Below are 13,421 nucleotides of genomic sequence, written 5' to 3' on the forward strand. Positions count from 1 at the left end.
GCGATGCCCGCGGTGGTCTTTCGAGCTTTCCACTGTCGTCATGGTGCGTCCATACGTCGGACGCCGCAGCACCTGTCCGGGTCCCGACGGTACGCCGCGACGGTCGTGGCTACGATGGGCCAGCCGGTGGCCGTAGGGGCCACGCGGCCCACCGAACCCTCGGGAAGGCCATGCTGAACAAGTACGCGCGTGCATTCTTCACGCGTGTTCTCACACCGTTCGCCGCATTTCTGCTCCGCCGCGGGGTGAGCCCCGACGCCGTCACCCTCATCGGCACGGCCGGAGTCATGGCGGGAGCGCTGGTCTTCTTCCCCAGGGGCGAGTTCTTCTGGGGCACGATCGTCATCACACTGTTCGTCTTCTCCGACCTCGTCGACGGCAACATGGCCCGGCAGGCGGGGATCTCCAGCCGCTGGGGCGCGTTCCTCGACTCGACGCTCGACCGGGTCGCCGACGGCGCGATCTTCGGCGGCTTCGCGCTCTGGTACGCGGGCAAGGGCGACAACAACGTGCTCTGCGCCGTCGCGATCTTCTGCCTCGCGAGCGGTCAGGTCGTGTCGTACACCAAGGCCCGAGGAGAATCGATCGGACTGCCCGTCGCCGTCAACGGACTCGTCGAGCGCGCCGAGCGGCTCGTCATCTCCCTGGTGGCCGCCGGCCTCGCCGGTCTTCACGGCTTCGGTGTGTCCGGCATCGACATCCTGCTGCCGATCGCCCTGTGGATCGTCGCCATCGGCAGCCTGGTGACGCTGGGGCAGCGGGTCGTCACCGTCAGGCGGGAGTCCGCCGAGGCGGAAGCCGCGACGGGCCTGCCGGGCGAGACCGCGCCGTCGGAGCCCGGGCAGCGGGAGGCCGGGGCATCGTGATGCGCGACCGTCTGACCGACGCCCTGTACGGACTGGGCTGGGGAGCCGTCAGGAGGCTGCCAGAGCCGGCGGCCGCCGCTCTGGGCCGCACCATCGCCGACGCCGCCTGGAAGCGGCGCGGCAAGGGCGTGCTGCGGCTGGAGTCCAACCTCGCACGCGTGGTGCCCGACGCGGGCCCCGAGCGCCTGGCCGAACTCTCCAAGGCGGGCATGCGCTCGTACATGCGCTACTGGATGGAATCCTTCCGGCTGCCGAGCTGGACCCATGAGCGGGCGCAGCACAGCTTCGACCCCAAGGGCATCCACCTCCTCACCGAAGCTCTCGCCGCCGGCCGGGGCGTCGTCCTGGCCCTGCCGCACCTGGCCAACTGGGACGTGGCCGGGATCTGGGTCACCCGGGCGCTCGGCATCCCGTTCACCACGGTCGCCGAACGCCTCAAGCCGGAGTCGCTGTACGACCGGTTCGTCGCCTACCGCGAAAGCCTCGGCATGGAGGTGCTGCCCCACACGGGCGGGTCGGCCTTCGGCACGCTGGCCCGGCGGCTGCGGGACGGGGGCCTCGTCTGCCTGGTGGCGGACCGTGATCTGTCGGCCTCCGGCGTCGAGGTGTCCTTCTTCGGCGAGACCACCAGGATGCCCGCGGGGCCCGCGCTCCTCGCCCAGCAGACCGGGGCGCTGCTGCTCCCGGTCACTCTCTGGTACGACGAGACGCCCGTGATGAAGGGCCGGATCCATGAGCCGGTCGAGGTGCCGGAGTCAGGCACGCGCGCCGAGAAGACGTCCTCCATGACGCAGGCCCTGGCGGACGTCTTCGCCAGAGGCATCGCCGAGCATCCGGAGGACTGGCACATGCTGCAGCGCCTGTGGCTCTCGGACCTCGAAGCCCGGAAGGACCACGCGTGAGGATCGGCATCGTCTGTCCGTACTCCTGGGATGTGCCCGGCGGGGTGCAGTTCCACATCAGGGACCTGGCCGAGCATCTGATCCGGCTCGGGCACGACGTCTCCGTCCTCGCTCCGGCGGACGACGAGACGCCGCTGCCGCCGTACGTGGTCTCCGCGGGCCGCGCCGTGCCCGTGCCGTACAACGGCTCGGTCGCCCGGCTCAACTTCGGCTTCCTGTCGGCGGCCCGGGTACGGCGCTGGCTCCACGACGGCACCTTCGACGTCATCCACATCCACGAGCCGGCGTCGCCGTCCCTGGGACTGCTCTCCTGCTGGGCCGCGCAGGGACCGATCGTCGCCACGTTCCACACGTCGAACCCGCGCTCCCGTGCCATGATCGCGGCGTACCCGATCCTCCAGCCCGCGCTGGAGAAGATCAGCGCCCGGATCGCCGTCAGCGAGTACGCCCGCCGCACGCTGGTCGAGCACCTCGGCGGTGACGCGGTCGTCATCCCCAACGGCGTGGATGTCGGCTTCTTCGACAAGGCCGAGCCGAAGGCGGAGTGGCAGAACGGCACGATCGGGTTCATCGGCCGCATCGACGAGCCCCGCAAGGGCCTGCCGGTGCTGATGAAGGCGCTCCCCACGATCTTCGAGGCCTGCCCGGACGCGCGGCTGCTGGTCGCGGGGCGCGGCGACGAGGAGGAGGCCGTCGCCTCACTCCCCGAGGAGATGCGTACCAGGGTCGAGTTCCTCGGCATGGTCAGCGACGAGGACAAGGCGCGGCTGCTGCGCAGCGTGGACGTGTACGTGGCGCCCAACACGGGCGGCGAGAGCTTCGGCATCATCCTGGTCGAGGCGATGTCGGCGGGTGCGCCGGTGCTGGCCTCGGACCTGGACGCGTTCGCGCAGGTGCTGGACAAGGGCGCGGCGGGGGAGCTGTTCGCGAACGAGGACGCGGACGCGCTGGCGGCGGCGGCGATCCGCCTGCTCGGCGACCCGGACCGGCGCCGCGAGCTGCACGAGCGGGGCAGCGCGCATGTGCGGCGTTTCGACTGGTCGACGGTCGGCGCGGACATCCTGGCCGTGTACGAGACGGTGACGGACGGCGCGGCTTCGGTGGCGACTGACGACCGCCCCGGCCTGCGCGCCCGATTCGGCCTGGCGGCGCGCGACTGACCCCGCCGAGGCGGGCCGGGACTGACGCCGCCGAGGAAAGCTGGGGGCCGGGGCTCTTCTCCTCGGCCCGGGTCCGGCACCGGCGTCAGCCCCGGCACAACACCGTGCCCGGTGCCCGGCGGACGGCCCGGTAGCCTTGCCGCCCGTGACCACCGTGATCTGGATCGTCGTCGCCCTCGTGGCCATCGGCATGTACCTCAGCTGGACCGCCGGGCGACTCGACCGGCTCCACACGCGGATCGACGCCGCCCGCGCCGCGCTCGACGCGCAGCTCCTGCGGCGCGCGTCGGTCGCACAGGAGCTCGCGACCTCCGGGGTGCTCGACCCGGCCGCGTCGATCGTGCTGTACGAGGCCGCGCACGAGGCCCGGCAGGCGGAGGAGGAGCACCGCGAGGTCGCCGAGAGCGAGCTCAGCGCCGCCCTGCGGGCCGTGTTCGGGGAGCCGGAGCAGATGGAGGCGCTGCGCGTGGTGCCGGGCGGCGAGGAGGCCGCGGGGGAGCTCGCGCAGGCGGTACGCCGGGTGCCCATGGCGCGCCGGTTCCACAACGACGCCGTCCGCGCGGCACGGGCACTGCGCCGGCACCGCACGGTGCGCTGGTTCAGGCTCGCGGGCCACGCCCCGTTCCCCCTGGCCTTCGAGATGGACGACGAGCCCCCGACAGCGCTCGCGGACCGGCCGGCTTGAACGATCAACGCCAACGGTCCACGGCAATGGTCCAAGGCACCGGCGCACGGCAACGCGACGCATGGCAGCGATGCGCGGCAACGGCCCACGGCAGCGATGCGCGGCAGCGATGGGCGAGCAACGATGGGCGAGCAACGATTCAGGAGCTTGAACGGTCCATGGCGACGATCGCGCCCATCATCCGCGACCCAAAACGATCCACGGGGTGAATATTGGCCCTTGATGTGGACTGGTCCCCCGATGTTCCATCGATGATGCATCACAACGTCGTCATCGAGTGAGGTCCATCCGTGTCCAGCACCACCACCCCGCAGACCCCCGAGACCGGTACCGCCCGCGTCAAGCGCGGCATGGCCGAGCAGCTCAAGGGCGGCGTGATCATGGACGTGGTCAACGCCGAGCAGGCGAAGATCGCCGAGGATGCCGGCGCCGTGGCCGTCATGGCCCTGGAGCGCGTGCCCGCCGACATCCGCAAGGACGGTGGCGTGGCCCGGATGTCCGACCCGAACATGATCGAGGAGATCATCGACGCGGTCTCCATCCCGGTGATGGCCAAGTCCCGCATCGGCCACTTCGTCGAGGCCCAGGTCCTGCAGTCCCTCGGCGTCGACTACATCGACGAGTCCGAGGTCCTGACCCCGGCCGACGAGGTCAACCACTCCGACAAGTGGGCCTTCACCACCCCGTTCGTGTGCGGCGCCACCAACCTGGGCGAGGCCCTGCGCCGTATCGCCGAGGGCGCGGCCATGATCCGCTCCAAGGGCGAGGCCGGCACGGGCAACGTCGTCGAGGCCGTCCGCCACCTGCGCCAGATCAAGAACGAGATCGCCAAGCTGCGCGGCTTCGACAACAACGAGCTGTACGCCGCCGCCAAGGAGCTGCGCGCCCCGTACGAGCTCGTCAAGGAGGTCTCCGAGCTCGGCAAGCTGCCGGTCGTGCTGTTCTCCGCCGGTGGCGTGGCCACCCCGGCCGACGCCGCGCTGATGCGCCAGCTCGGCGCCGAGGGCGTCTTCGTCGGCTCCGGCATCTTCAAGTCGGGCGACCCGGCCAAGCGCGCCGCCGCCATCGTGAAGGCCACGACCTTCTACGACGACCCGAAGATCATCGCGGACGCCTCCCGCAACCTGGGCGAGGCCATGGTCGGCATCAACTGCGACACCCTGCCCGAGGCCGAGCGCTACGCGAACCGGGGCTGGTGATGACGACCCCGGTGATCGGTGTCCTGGCCCTCCAGGGCGACGTACGGGAGCACCTGATCGCCCTGGCCGCGGCGGACGCCGTGGCCAGGCCGGTGCGGCGGGCCGAGGAACTGGCCGAGGTCGACGCCCTGGTGATCCCCGGCGGTGAATCCACGACCATGTCCAAGCTCGCCACGCTGTTCGGCGTGCTGGAGCCGCTGCGGGAGCGCATCGCGGCCGGCATGCCCGTCTACGGCACCTGCGCCGGACTGATCATGCTCGCCGACAAGATCATCGACCCGCGGTCGGGCCAGGAGACGCTCGGCGGCATCGACATGATCGTCCGTCGCAACGCCTTCGGCCGGCAGAACGAGTCGTTCGAGGCGACCGTCGAGGTGTCCGGGGTCGGACCCGTCGAGGGCGTGTTCATCCGCGCTCCGTGGGTGGAGTCCATCGGCGCCCAGGTCGAGGTGCTCGCCGAACACGACGGCCACATCGTCGCGGTGCGGCAGGGCAATGCGCTCGCGACCTCGTTCCATCCCGAACTGACCGGTGACCACCGGGTGCATGGCCTGTTCGTCGACATGGTGCGCACGGTGGGCTGAGACGATCCCGGTAGGATCTCTGGGGTTCGTTGAAGAAATTGGTTACGCGAAGGAGACAGGCAGATGTCCGGCCACTCTAAATGGGCTACGACGAAGCACAAGAAGGCCGTGATCGACGCCAAGCGCGGCAAGCTCTTCGCGAAGCTGATCAAGAACATCGAGGTCGCGGCGCGTACCGGCGGCGCCGACCTGGATGGCAACCCGACCCTCTTCGACGCCGTGCAGAAGGCCAAGAAGAGCTCGGTTCCGAACAAGAACATCGACTCGGCGATCAAGCGCGGCGGCGGCCTCGAGGCCGGCGGCGTCGACTACGAGACGATCATGTACGAGGGCTACGGCCCGAACGGTGTCGCGGTGCTCATCGAGTGCCTCACCGACAACCGCAACCGCGCCGCCTCCGACGTGCGCGTCGCCATGACCCGCAACGGCGGCTCCATGGCCGACCCGGGTTCCGTCTCGTACCTGTTCAACCGCAAGGGCGTCGTCATCGTCCCCAAGGGCGAGCTGACCGAGGACGACGTCCTGGGTGCCGTGCTCGACGCGGGCGCCGAGGAGGTCAACGACCTCGGTGAGAACTTCGAGGTGCTCAGCGAGGCCACGGACCTGGTCGCCGTCCGCACGGCGCTCCAGGAGGCCGGAATCGACTACGACTCGGCCGAGGCCAACTTCGTCCCGACCATGCAGGTCGAACTGGACGAGGAAGGCGCGCGCAAGATCTTCAAGCTGATCGACGCGCTGGAGGACAGCGATGACGTGCAGAACGTCTTCGCCAACTTCGACGTCTCGGACGACGTCATGGAGAAGGTCGACGCCTGAGCCACGCTCGTACGACGGGCAGACAGGGCCGACGGGGACACATCCCCGTCGGCCCGTCGCGTTGTCGGTGGCAGCCGATAGCCTGCACAAACAGCTGAGCGAAGGAGGGGTGGGGCGCGTGCGCGTTCTCGGCGTGGACCCTGGACTGACCCGGTGCGGTGTGGGCGTCGTGGAGGGCGTGGCCGGCCGTCCGCTGACCATGCGCGGCGTCGGAGTCGTCAGGACGCCGGCGGATGCCGAGTTGGGCCACCGGCTGGTCGCGATCGAGCAGGGCATCGAGCAGTGGCTCGACGAGCATTGCCCCGAATTCGTCGCGGTGGAGCGGGTGTTCAGCCAGCACAATGTGCGTACGGTGATGGGCACGGCCCAGGCCAGCGCCGTCGCCATGCTCTGTGCTTCCCGGCGCGGTATCCCCGTCGCCCTGCATACGCCCAGCGAGGTCAAGGCGGCCGTCACGGGCAGCGGACGGGCCGACAAGGCCCAGGTGGGGGCGATGGTCACCCGGCTGTTGCGACTCGACGCACCGCCGAAGCCGGCCGACGCGGCCGACGCGCTCGCCCTTGCCATCTGCCACATCTGGCGCGCCCCCGCGCGGAGCCGCCTCCAACAGGCGGTCGCCGCCCATCACGCAACGAAAGGCCGGACCGCATGATCGCCTTTGTGAGCGGCACAGTGGCCGCCCTCGCCCCGACCACGGCCGTGATCGAGGTCGGCGGCGTCGGCATGGCCGTGCAGTGCACACCGAACACCCTGTCGGAGCTGAGGCTCGGTCAGGAAGCCCGACTGGCCACGTCCTTGGTGGTCCGCGAGGACTCGCTGACGCTGTACGGCTTCGCCGACGACGACGAGCGCCAGGTCTTCGAGCTGCTCCAGACCGCGAGCGGAGTGGGACCGCGTCTGGCCCAGGCGATGCTCGCCGTGCACACACCGGACGCGCTGCGCGTCGCCGTCTCGACGGGGGACGAGAAGGCGCTGACGGCGGTGCCGGGCATCGGAAAGAAGGGCGCACAGAAGCTGCTTCTTGAGCTGAAGGACCGCCTCGGCTCGCCGATCGGCTCCGCCCCCGCCGTCGGCGCCCCGGTCAGTCAGTCCTGGCGGGACCAGCTGCACGCCGCGCTGATCGGCCTCGGCTACGCCACGCGCGAGGCGGACGAGGCGGTCGGCGCGGTGGCTCCGCAGGCGGAGACGATGGGCCCGTCCCCGACGGTGGGCCCGCTGCTGCGGTCAGCGCTCCAGACCCTGAACCGCACGCGGTGACATGTCCCGTAACCGTGGCGCTCCGCCCCTGGACCGCCCCTTCGGCCTGGCGGCCGTGGGAGGTGCGCGCACATGTGGCCTGGCGGGCGTGGAGGTATCCCCGCCTGCGGCTTGGCGGGCTTGGCGGGCTTGGAGGTGCCCTCGCCTGTGGCCTGGCGGCCGTGGGAGGTCTGCGGCTTGGTGGGGGTGGGAGATTCCCGCACCCGCGGCATGGCGGCCGTCGGGAGGTGCCCCCAGCTGCGGCCTGACGGCCGAGGGGGACCACACCCCCATCTGCGGCCTGGCCGTAGGGGCAGGTAGCGGAACGAGCCCGCCCCGGCCCGACGCCCCCGCCGCACCACCACCCGTACCGACCCATCCAAGAAGGCAGACACCACGTGAACTGGGACGACGAGACCACCGCCGAGGCGGAACCGCGGCTGGTCGGCGGAGCCGCCGACGGCGAGGACCAGGCCGTCGAGGCGGCCCTGCGCCCCAAGTCGCTGGACGAGTTCGTGGGCCAGGAGCGCGTGCGCGAGCAGCTCGACCTCGTGCTCAAGGCGGCCCTCGCCCGCGGCGCCACCGCCGACCACGTCCTGCTCTCCGGCGCCCCGGGCCTCGGCAAGACCACCCTGTCGATGATCATCGCCGCGGAGATGAACGCTCCGATCCGCATCACCTCCGGCCCCGCCATCCAACACGCGGGCGACCTCGCCGCCATCCTCTCCTCGCTCCAGGAGGGAGAGGTCCTCTTCCTCGACGAGATCCACCGCATGTCCCGGCCCGCCGAGGAGATGCTCTACATGGCGATGGAGGACTTCCGCGTCGACGTGATCGTCGGCAAGGGCCCGGGAGCCACCGCCATCCCGCTGGAGCTGCCGCCCTTCACGCTGGTCGGCGCCACCACCAGGGCCGGTCTGCTGCCGCCGCCGCTGCGCGACCGCTTCGGCTTCACCGCGCACATGGAGTTCTACGAGCCGGTCGAGCTGGAGCGCGTCATCCACCGGTCCGCACAGCTGCTCGACCTCGACATCGAGGCGGAGGGCGCCGCCGAGATCGCCGGCCGCTCGCGCGGCACGCCGCGTATCGCCAACCGTCTGCTGCGCCGCGTGCGCGACTACGCCCAGGTCAAGGCTGATGGGCTGATCACCCGGGAGGTGGCAGCGGCGGCCCTTGGTGTGTACGAGGTCGACAGCCGCGGCCTGGACCGGCTGGACCGGGCGGTGCTGCAGGCGCTGCTGAAGCTGTTCGCCGGCGGCCCTGTCGGCCTGTCCACGCTGGCTGTGGCCGTGGGGGAGGAGCGCGAGACGGTGGAGGAGGTGGCCGAGCCCTTCCTCGTACGGGAAGGTCTGCTGGCCAGGACGCCCCGGGGACGGGTGGCCACGCCGGCGGCCTGGGCGCACCTCGGGCTCGTGCCGCCGCGGCAGGGCGCAAGTGGACAACCGGGCTTGTTCGGGGCGTGACGGCGAGGAGACTCGTCCATGAGGAACCACGGTGGGATGCTGGGCGTTGTTCCAGTGATGCGGACTCGCTTAGACTCCGCCGATGCCGCCCTTCCAGGGTCGGCGTGCCCACCCCCGTAGACCAGGCCGTTCATCAGCGCGGTCGTGCGAAGGAATTCCCCGCCGTGGATATCTTGACCCTCCTCCCTTTCATCGTCCTCATCGGGGCCATGTTTCTGATGACCCGCTCCGCCAAGAAGAAGCAGCAGCAGGCCGCGCAGATGCGTGACCAGCTCCAGCCCGGTACCGGCGTGCGGACCATCGGTGGCATCTACGCGACCGTCAAGGAGGTCAACGACGACACGGTCCTCGTGGAGGCCGCTCCCGGGGTCCACCTGGTGTTCGCGAAGAACGCCATCGGCGCGGTCCTCGCCGACGACGAGTACAACCGCATCGTCCACGGTGACGACGATGTCAAGGTCGACGGTTCCACCGTCGTTCCGGACGACGCCGGCTCGCTGAGCGGCGACGCCGCGGCCGATGAGGCCACGGACTCTGACAAGATCGATCTCGGCAAGAAGACCGAGGCGAAGGACGCCGACGCGGGCGACGTCGAGGCGAAGGACGCCGAGGCGAAGGACGCGGACGGCAAGGACGGCAAGACCGACGGCGAGGCCGACGCGAAGTAGTCACGATCGGGGACCGCGACGGCGCCCAGCGGCGCCGGGCGGTCCCCCGGTTGTGCCGACTGACCTTCGGGGGCAGGTCCCCACAACACTTCGTGGCCGCCTCGGCGCACACCCGGCGCGGGCGGTTGGACAGGGAGAAACGAGAAGGTGGCAGCACCGAACAGGGGCCGAAGGCCCGCGGGGGCTCAGGGCAAGCCGGGGCGTGCCCTGGCTCTGATCCTGATCGCCATGGTCGCGCTCACGGGCGGCATGTTCTGGGCGGGGCAGCTCACGCCGCGTCTGGGCATCGACCTGGCGGGCGGTACGACCATCACGCTCGAGGCCAAGAGCGAGCCCGGCAAAGAGAGCGCCGTCAACGAGACCAACATGAACACCGCGGTCGGCATCATCGAGCGCCGTGTCAATGGTCTGGGTGTCTCCGAGGCCGAGGTGCAGACCCAGGGCGACCGGAACATCATCGTCAACATCCCCAAGGGGACGAATTCCGAGCAGGCCCGTGAGCAGGTCGGCACCACCGCCCAGCTCTTCTTCCGGCCCGTGCTGACGGTCGCCCCCGGCGCTCCCATCGCCCCCGACCCCTCCCCGAGCGCTTCGCCCAGCGGCAAGCCCAAGGGCGACAAGGCGACGGACAAGCCGGAAGCCAACGCGCCGTCCGGCTCCCCTTCCGCCACCCCGTCGGCGAGTGCGACCACGCAGGGCCGCGCCGTGACCGAGGGCCTCAAGGCCCCCGCGGCGAGCCCCACACCGTCCGCCCCGGACAAGCCGAAGGCCTCCGAGAGCCCCAAGCCGTCGGGCAGCCCCGAGCCGACGCCGTCCAGCGACCCGGCCTCGGCCGCGCTGGAGAAGCAGTTCACCGCTCTTGACTGCTCGGACGACAAGGCCCGCGGCAGGCTCGGCGACAACGTCAAGCCGACCGACACCACGGTCGCCTGCGGCAAGAACAGCGCGAACGAGTGGGAGAAGTACATCCTCGGCCCGGCCGAGGTGGACGGCAAGGACGTCGACGACGCCAACGCCACCATCGACCAGCGCAACGGTCAGTGGATCGTCCAGATGGAGTTCACGGACAAGGGTTCCAAGAAGTTCCAGAAGATCACGAGCCGTCTCTCGGCGCAGCAGGCGCCGATGAACCAGTTCGCCATCGTGCTCGACGGCGAAGTGGTCTCCGCTCCCGCGGTCCGCACGACGCTGAGCGCCAATGCCGAGATCTCCGGCAACTTCACCCAGGAGTCCGCCCAGGAACTGGGCAACATCCTGTCCTACGGTGCGCTGCCGCTCTCCTTCGAGGAGCAGAGCGTCACCACGGTCACCGCCGCCCTCGGCGGCGAGCAGCTGAGGGCGGGTCTGATCGCCGGTGCGATCGGCCTCGCGCTCGTCGTGGTCTACCTGGTCGTCTACTACCGCGGTCTGTCGCTCATCGCGATCGTCAGCCTCATGGCCTCGGCGCTCCTGACCTACACGATCATGGCCCTGCTCGGCCCGGGTATCGGCTTCGCGCTGAACCTGCCCGCTGTCTGCGGTGCCATCGTGGCGATCGGTATCACCGCCGACTCGTTCATCGTCTACTTCGAGCGCATCAGGGACGAGATCCGCGAGGGCCGCACCCTGCGTCCGGCCGTGGAGCGTGCCTGGCCGCGCGCGCGGCGCACCATCCTGGTCTCCGACTTCGTGTCGTTCCTCGCCGCCGCCGTGCTCTTCGTCGTCACCGTCGGCAAGGTCCAGGGCTTCGCGTTCACGCTGGGTCTGACGACCCTGCTCGACGTGGTGGTCGTCTTCCTCTTCACCAAGCCGATCATGACGATCCTCGCCCGCAAGAAGTTCTTCGCGAACGGCCACTCCTGGTCCGGACTGGACCCGAAGCGGCTCGGCGCCAAGCCCCCGCTGCGCCGCTCCCGTCGCGTCTCCGCCCCCACCGACCCGAAGGAGGCGTGAGATGTCACGACTCGGAAACCTCGGTGCCCGGCTGTACCAGGGCGAAGTCGGGTACGACTTCGTCGGCAAGCGCAAGATCTGGTACGGCGTCTCGATCCTGATCACCATCACGGCGATCCTCGGCCTGGTGGTCCAGGGCCTCAACATGGGCATCGAGTTCAAGGGCGGCGCCGTCTTCACCACTCCGAAGACGAGCGTGTCGGTCGCCCAGGCCCAGGACGCCGCCGAGGAGGCCTCCGGGCACCCCGCGATCGTCCAGGAGCTCGGCACCGGCGGTATGCGCATCCAGGTCAGCGAACTGGACACGCAGCAGGCCGACAAGGTCGCGGCCGAGCTCTCGAAGACGCTCGACGTCGACGCCGACAAGATCAACGCCGAGCTGGTCGGCCCCAGTTGGGGCGAGCAGATCGCCAACAAGGCGTGGACCGGTCTCGGGGTCTTCATGATCCTCGTGGTGATCTACCTCGCGATCGCCTTCGAGTGGCGCATGGCCGTCGCGGCCCTGGTCGCGCTCATCCACGACATCACGATCACCGTCGGCATCTACGCCCTCGTCGGTTTCGAGGTCACGCCGGGCACCGTGATCGGTCTGCTCACGATCCTCGGTTACTCGCTCTACGACACGGTCGTCGTCTTCGACTCCCTCAAGGAGGGGTCGAAGGACATCACCAAGCAGACCCGCTGGACCTACAGCGAGGTCGCCAACCGCAGCATCAACAGCACCCTGGTGCGTTCGATCAACACCACGGTCGTCGCGCTGCTGCCGGTGGCAGGCCTGCTGTTCATCGGTGGCGGTGTCCTCGGCGCCGGCATGCTGAACGACATTTCGCTGTCCCTGTTCGTCGGTCTCGCCGCCGGTGCGTACTCCTCGATCTTCATCGCCACTCCACTGGTCGCCGACCTCAAGGAGCGCGAGCCGCAGATGAAGGCCCTGAAGAAGCGGGTGCTCGCCAAGCGCGCGGCCGCCGCGGCCAAGGGCGAGTCGGGCGAGGCGGCGGCGCCGGAGCAGGCCGACGGCGCCGATGACGTGGCACCCGCCGCGGCCCCGGCGGGTGCCGTCGTGGGCCCGCGCGGGCGCGGGCGCCGGCCCTCGAGCAGGCGCCGGTGACCGCCGCCGGCATCCGGGAACTGCTGCTCAGCCGCATCCGTGACGTGGCCGACTATCCGCAGCCGGGAGTGATGTTCAAGGACATCACTCCCCTGCTCGCGGACCCGGTCGCCTTCACCGCGCTGACGGAAGCGCTGTGCGAGCTCAGCGTCCGCCATGGGGCGACGAAGATCGTCGGACTGGAGGCGCGCGGCTTCATCCTCGCCGCACCGGTCGCCGTCCGCGCCGGCATCGGGTTCATCCCGGTGCGCAAGGCGGGCAAGCTGCCCGGGGCGACGCTGGGACAGGCGTACGAGCTGGAGTACGGTACCGCCGAGATCGAGGTGCATGCCGAGGACCTGAGCGCGGGCGACCGCGTCATGGTCATCGACGACGTCCTGGCCACCGGCGGGACCGCCGAGGCCTCGCTGGAGCTCATCCGGCGGGCGGGTGCGGAGGTCGCCGGCATCTCGGTCCTGATGGAGCTCGGCTTCCTCGGCGGCCGTTCGCGGCTGGACGGCGCCCTGCGAGGGGCGCCGCTGGAGGCACTGATCACACTCTGACGGTCTGCAGCCGCAGACGGGACGACGGCACACGACGGGTGCCCCGGAATCGCTCCGGGGCACCCGTTCCGTCGTCCCGGGCACCGCGACGGCTCCGGCGTCCGGTCCTGCCGTCCCCGGCAGGTGACCGCGCCGGGTGCCGCGATCCCCCCGGGTTCGCCGGTACCGTTCCCGGCGGGTGACTGCCCCGGGTGTCCGCCGCTGGTGCCGCTTCCTCCCGCGCCCCCGGTGCCGCAGCCGCTCAGGTGTCCGGCGCTGCC

The 13,421-nt window shown here is 70.5% G+C and carries 14 protein-coding genes; all 14 read left to right on the forward strand.

All coding sequences use genetic code 11. The features are described 5' to 3' along the window. Positions 1-170 precede the first annotated feature (170 nt). The gene (gene pgsA, locus ACH5AF_RS24690; RefSeq protein ID WP_398904280.1) at positions 171-866 is read left to right on the forward strand and encodes a phosphatidylinositol phosphate synthase; all 696 of its coding nucleotides are present in this window, start codon (positions 171-173) and stop codon (positions 864-866) included. Continuing rightward, complete coding sequence (locus ACH5AF_RS24695; protein WP_398904480.1) at positions 866-1,768, forward strand: phosphatidylinositol mannoside acyltransferase; 903 nt, start codon at positions 866-868, stop codon at positions 1,766-1,768. The genes pgsA and ACH5AF_RS24695 overlap by 1 nt, the downstream gene beginning before the upstream one ends. Beyond that, positions 1,765-2,928 (forward strand): glycosyltransferase family 4 protein, encoded by a 1,164-nt coding sequence (locus ACH5AF_RS24700; RefSeq protein WP_398904282.1) that lies wholly within the window; start codon positions 1,765-1,767, stop codon positions 2,926-2,928. Before ACH5AF_RS24695 ends, ACH5AF_RS24700 begins: the two co-directional genes overlap by 4 nt. Positions 2,929-3,118: 190 nt before the next feature. Further along, the gene (locus ACH5AF_RS24705; protein ID WP_398904482.1) at positions 3,119-3,613 is read left to right on the forward strand and encodes a hypothetical protein; all 495 of its coding nucleotides are present in this window, start codon (positions 3,119-3,121) and stop codon (positions 3,611-3,613) included. Positions 3,614-3,903: 290 nt separating this feature from the next. Continuing rightward, positions 3,904-4,812: a pyridoxal 5'-phosphate synthase lyase subunit PdxS gene (gene pdxS, locus ACH5AF_RS24710; RefSeq protein ID WP_177153221.1), complete on the forward strand. Its 909-nt coding sequence runs from the start codon at positions 3,904-3,906 to the stop codon at positions 4,810-4,812. Beyond that, entirely contained in the window at positions 4,812-5,396 is a 585-nt protein-coding gene (pdxT, locus tag ACH5AF_RS24715; RefSeq protein WP_398904284.1) for a pyridoxal 5'-phosphate synthase glutaminase subunit PdxT, read from the forward strand. Before pdxS ends, pdxT begins: the two co-directional genes overlap by 1 nt. Before the next feature lie 63 nt (positions 5,397-5,459). Further along, positions 5,460-6,212, forward strand: a complete 753-nt coding sequence (locus ACH5AF_RS24720; RefSeq protein WP_215183074.1) for a YebC/PmpR family DNA-binding transcriptional regulator — start codon at positions 5,460-5,462, stop codon at positions 6,210-6,212. Between the two features lie 118 nt (positions 6,213-6,330). Beyond that, positions 6,331-6,864: a crossover junction endodeoxyribonuclease RuvC gene (gene ruvC, locus ACH5AF_RS24725; protein ID WP_398904286.1), complete on the forward strand. Its 534-nt coding sequence runs from the start codon at positions 6,331-6,333 to the stop codon at positions 6,862-6,864. Beyond that, complete coding sequence (gene ruvA / locus ACH5AF_RS24730; protein WP_398904288.1) at positions 6,861-7,469, forward strand: Holliday junction branch migration protein RuvA; 609 nt, start codon at positions 6,861-6,863, stop codon at positions 7,467-7,469. Before ruvC ends, ruvA begins: the two co-directional genes overlap by 4 nt. Positions 7,470-7,846: 377 nt before the next feature. Further along, the gene (gene ruvB / locus ACH5AF_RS24735; protein ID WP_398904290.1) at positions 7,847-8,911 is read left to right on the forward strand and encodes a Holliday junction branch migration DNA helicase RuvB; all 1,065 of its coding nucleotides are present in this window, start codon (positions 7,847-7,849) and stop codon (positions 8,909-8,911) included. 164 nt (positions 8,912-9,075) lie between these two features. Next, positions 9,076-9,579: a preprotein translocase subunit YajC gene (gene yajC, locus ACH5AF_RS24740; protein WP_398904292.1), complete on the forward strand. Its 504-nt coding sequence runs from the start codon at positions 9,076-9,078 to the stop codon at positions 9,577-9,579. Between the two features lie 147 nt (positions 9,580-9,726). Beyond that, entirely contained in the window at positions 9,727-11,511 is a 1,785-nt protein-coding gene (gene secD, locus ACH5AF_RS24745; RefSeq protein WP_398904294.1) for a protein translocase subunit SecD, read from the forward strand. Between the two features lies 1 nt (position 11,512). Then, positions 11,513-12,619, forward strand: coding sequence for a protein translocase subunit SecF (secF, locus tag ACH5AF_RS24750; RefSeq protein ID WP_398904295.1), 1,107 nt, complete (start codon positions 11,513-11,515; stop codon positions 12,617-12,619). Then, complete coding sequence (locus ACH5AF_RS24755) at positions 12,616-13,161, forward strand: adenine phosphoribosyltransferase (protein ID WP_398904297.1); 546 nt, start codon at positions 12,616-12,618, stop codon at positions 13,159-13,161. Before secF ends, ACH5AF_RS24755 begins: the two co-directional genes overlap by 4 nt. Positions 13,162-13,421: the final 260 nt, after the last annotated feature.

It is taken from the genome of Streptomyces sp. NPDC018833 (assembly GCF_044390825.1).
Lineage (GTDB): Bacteria > Actinomycetota > Actinomycetes > Streptomycetales > Streptomycetaceae > Streptomyces.

Bases quoted from the DNA above. Each gene is read 5' to 3' on its own strand.
- pgsA (WP_398904280.1), top strand. From the start codon at position 171: ATGCTGAACAAGTACGCGCGTGCATTCTTCACGCGTGTTCTCACACCG.
- ACH5AF_RS24695 (WP_398904480.1), top strand. From the start codon at position 866: ATGCGCGACCGTCTGACCGACGCCCTGTACGGACTGGGCTGGGGAGCC.
- ACH5AF_RS24705 (WP_398904482.1), top strand. From the start codon at position 3,119: ATGTACCTCAGCTGGACCGCCGGGCGACTCGACCGGCTCCACACGCGG.
- pdxT (WP_398904284.1), top strand. From the start codon at position 4,812: ATGACGACCCCGGTGATCGGTGTCCTGGCCCTCCAGGGCGACGTACGG.
- ACH5AF_RS24720 (WP_215183074.1), top strand. From the start codon at position 5,460: ATGTCCGGCCACTCTAAATGGGCTACGACGAAGCACAAGAAGGCCGTG.
- ruvA (WP_398904288.1), top strand. From the start codon at position 6,861: ATGATCGCCTTTGTGAGCGGCACAGTGGCCGCCCTCGCCCCGACCACG.
- secF (WP_398904295.1), top strand. From the start codon at position 11,513: ATGTCACGACTCGGAAACCTCGGTGCCCGGCTGTACCAGGGCGAAGTC.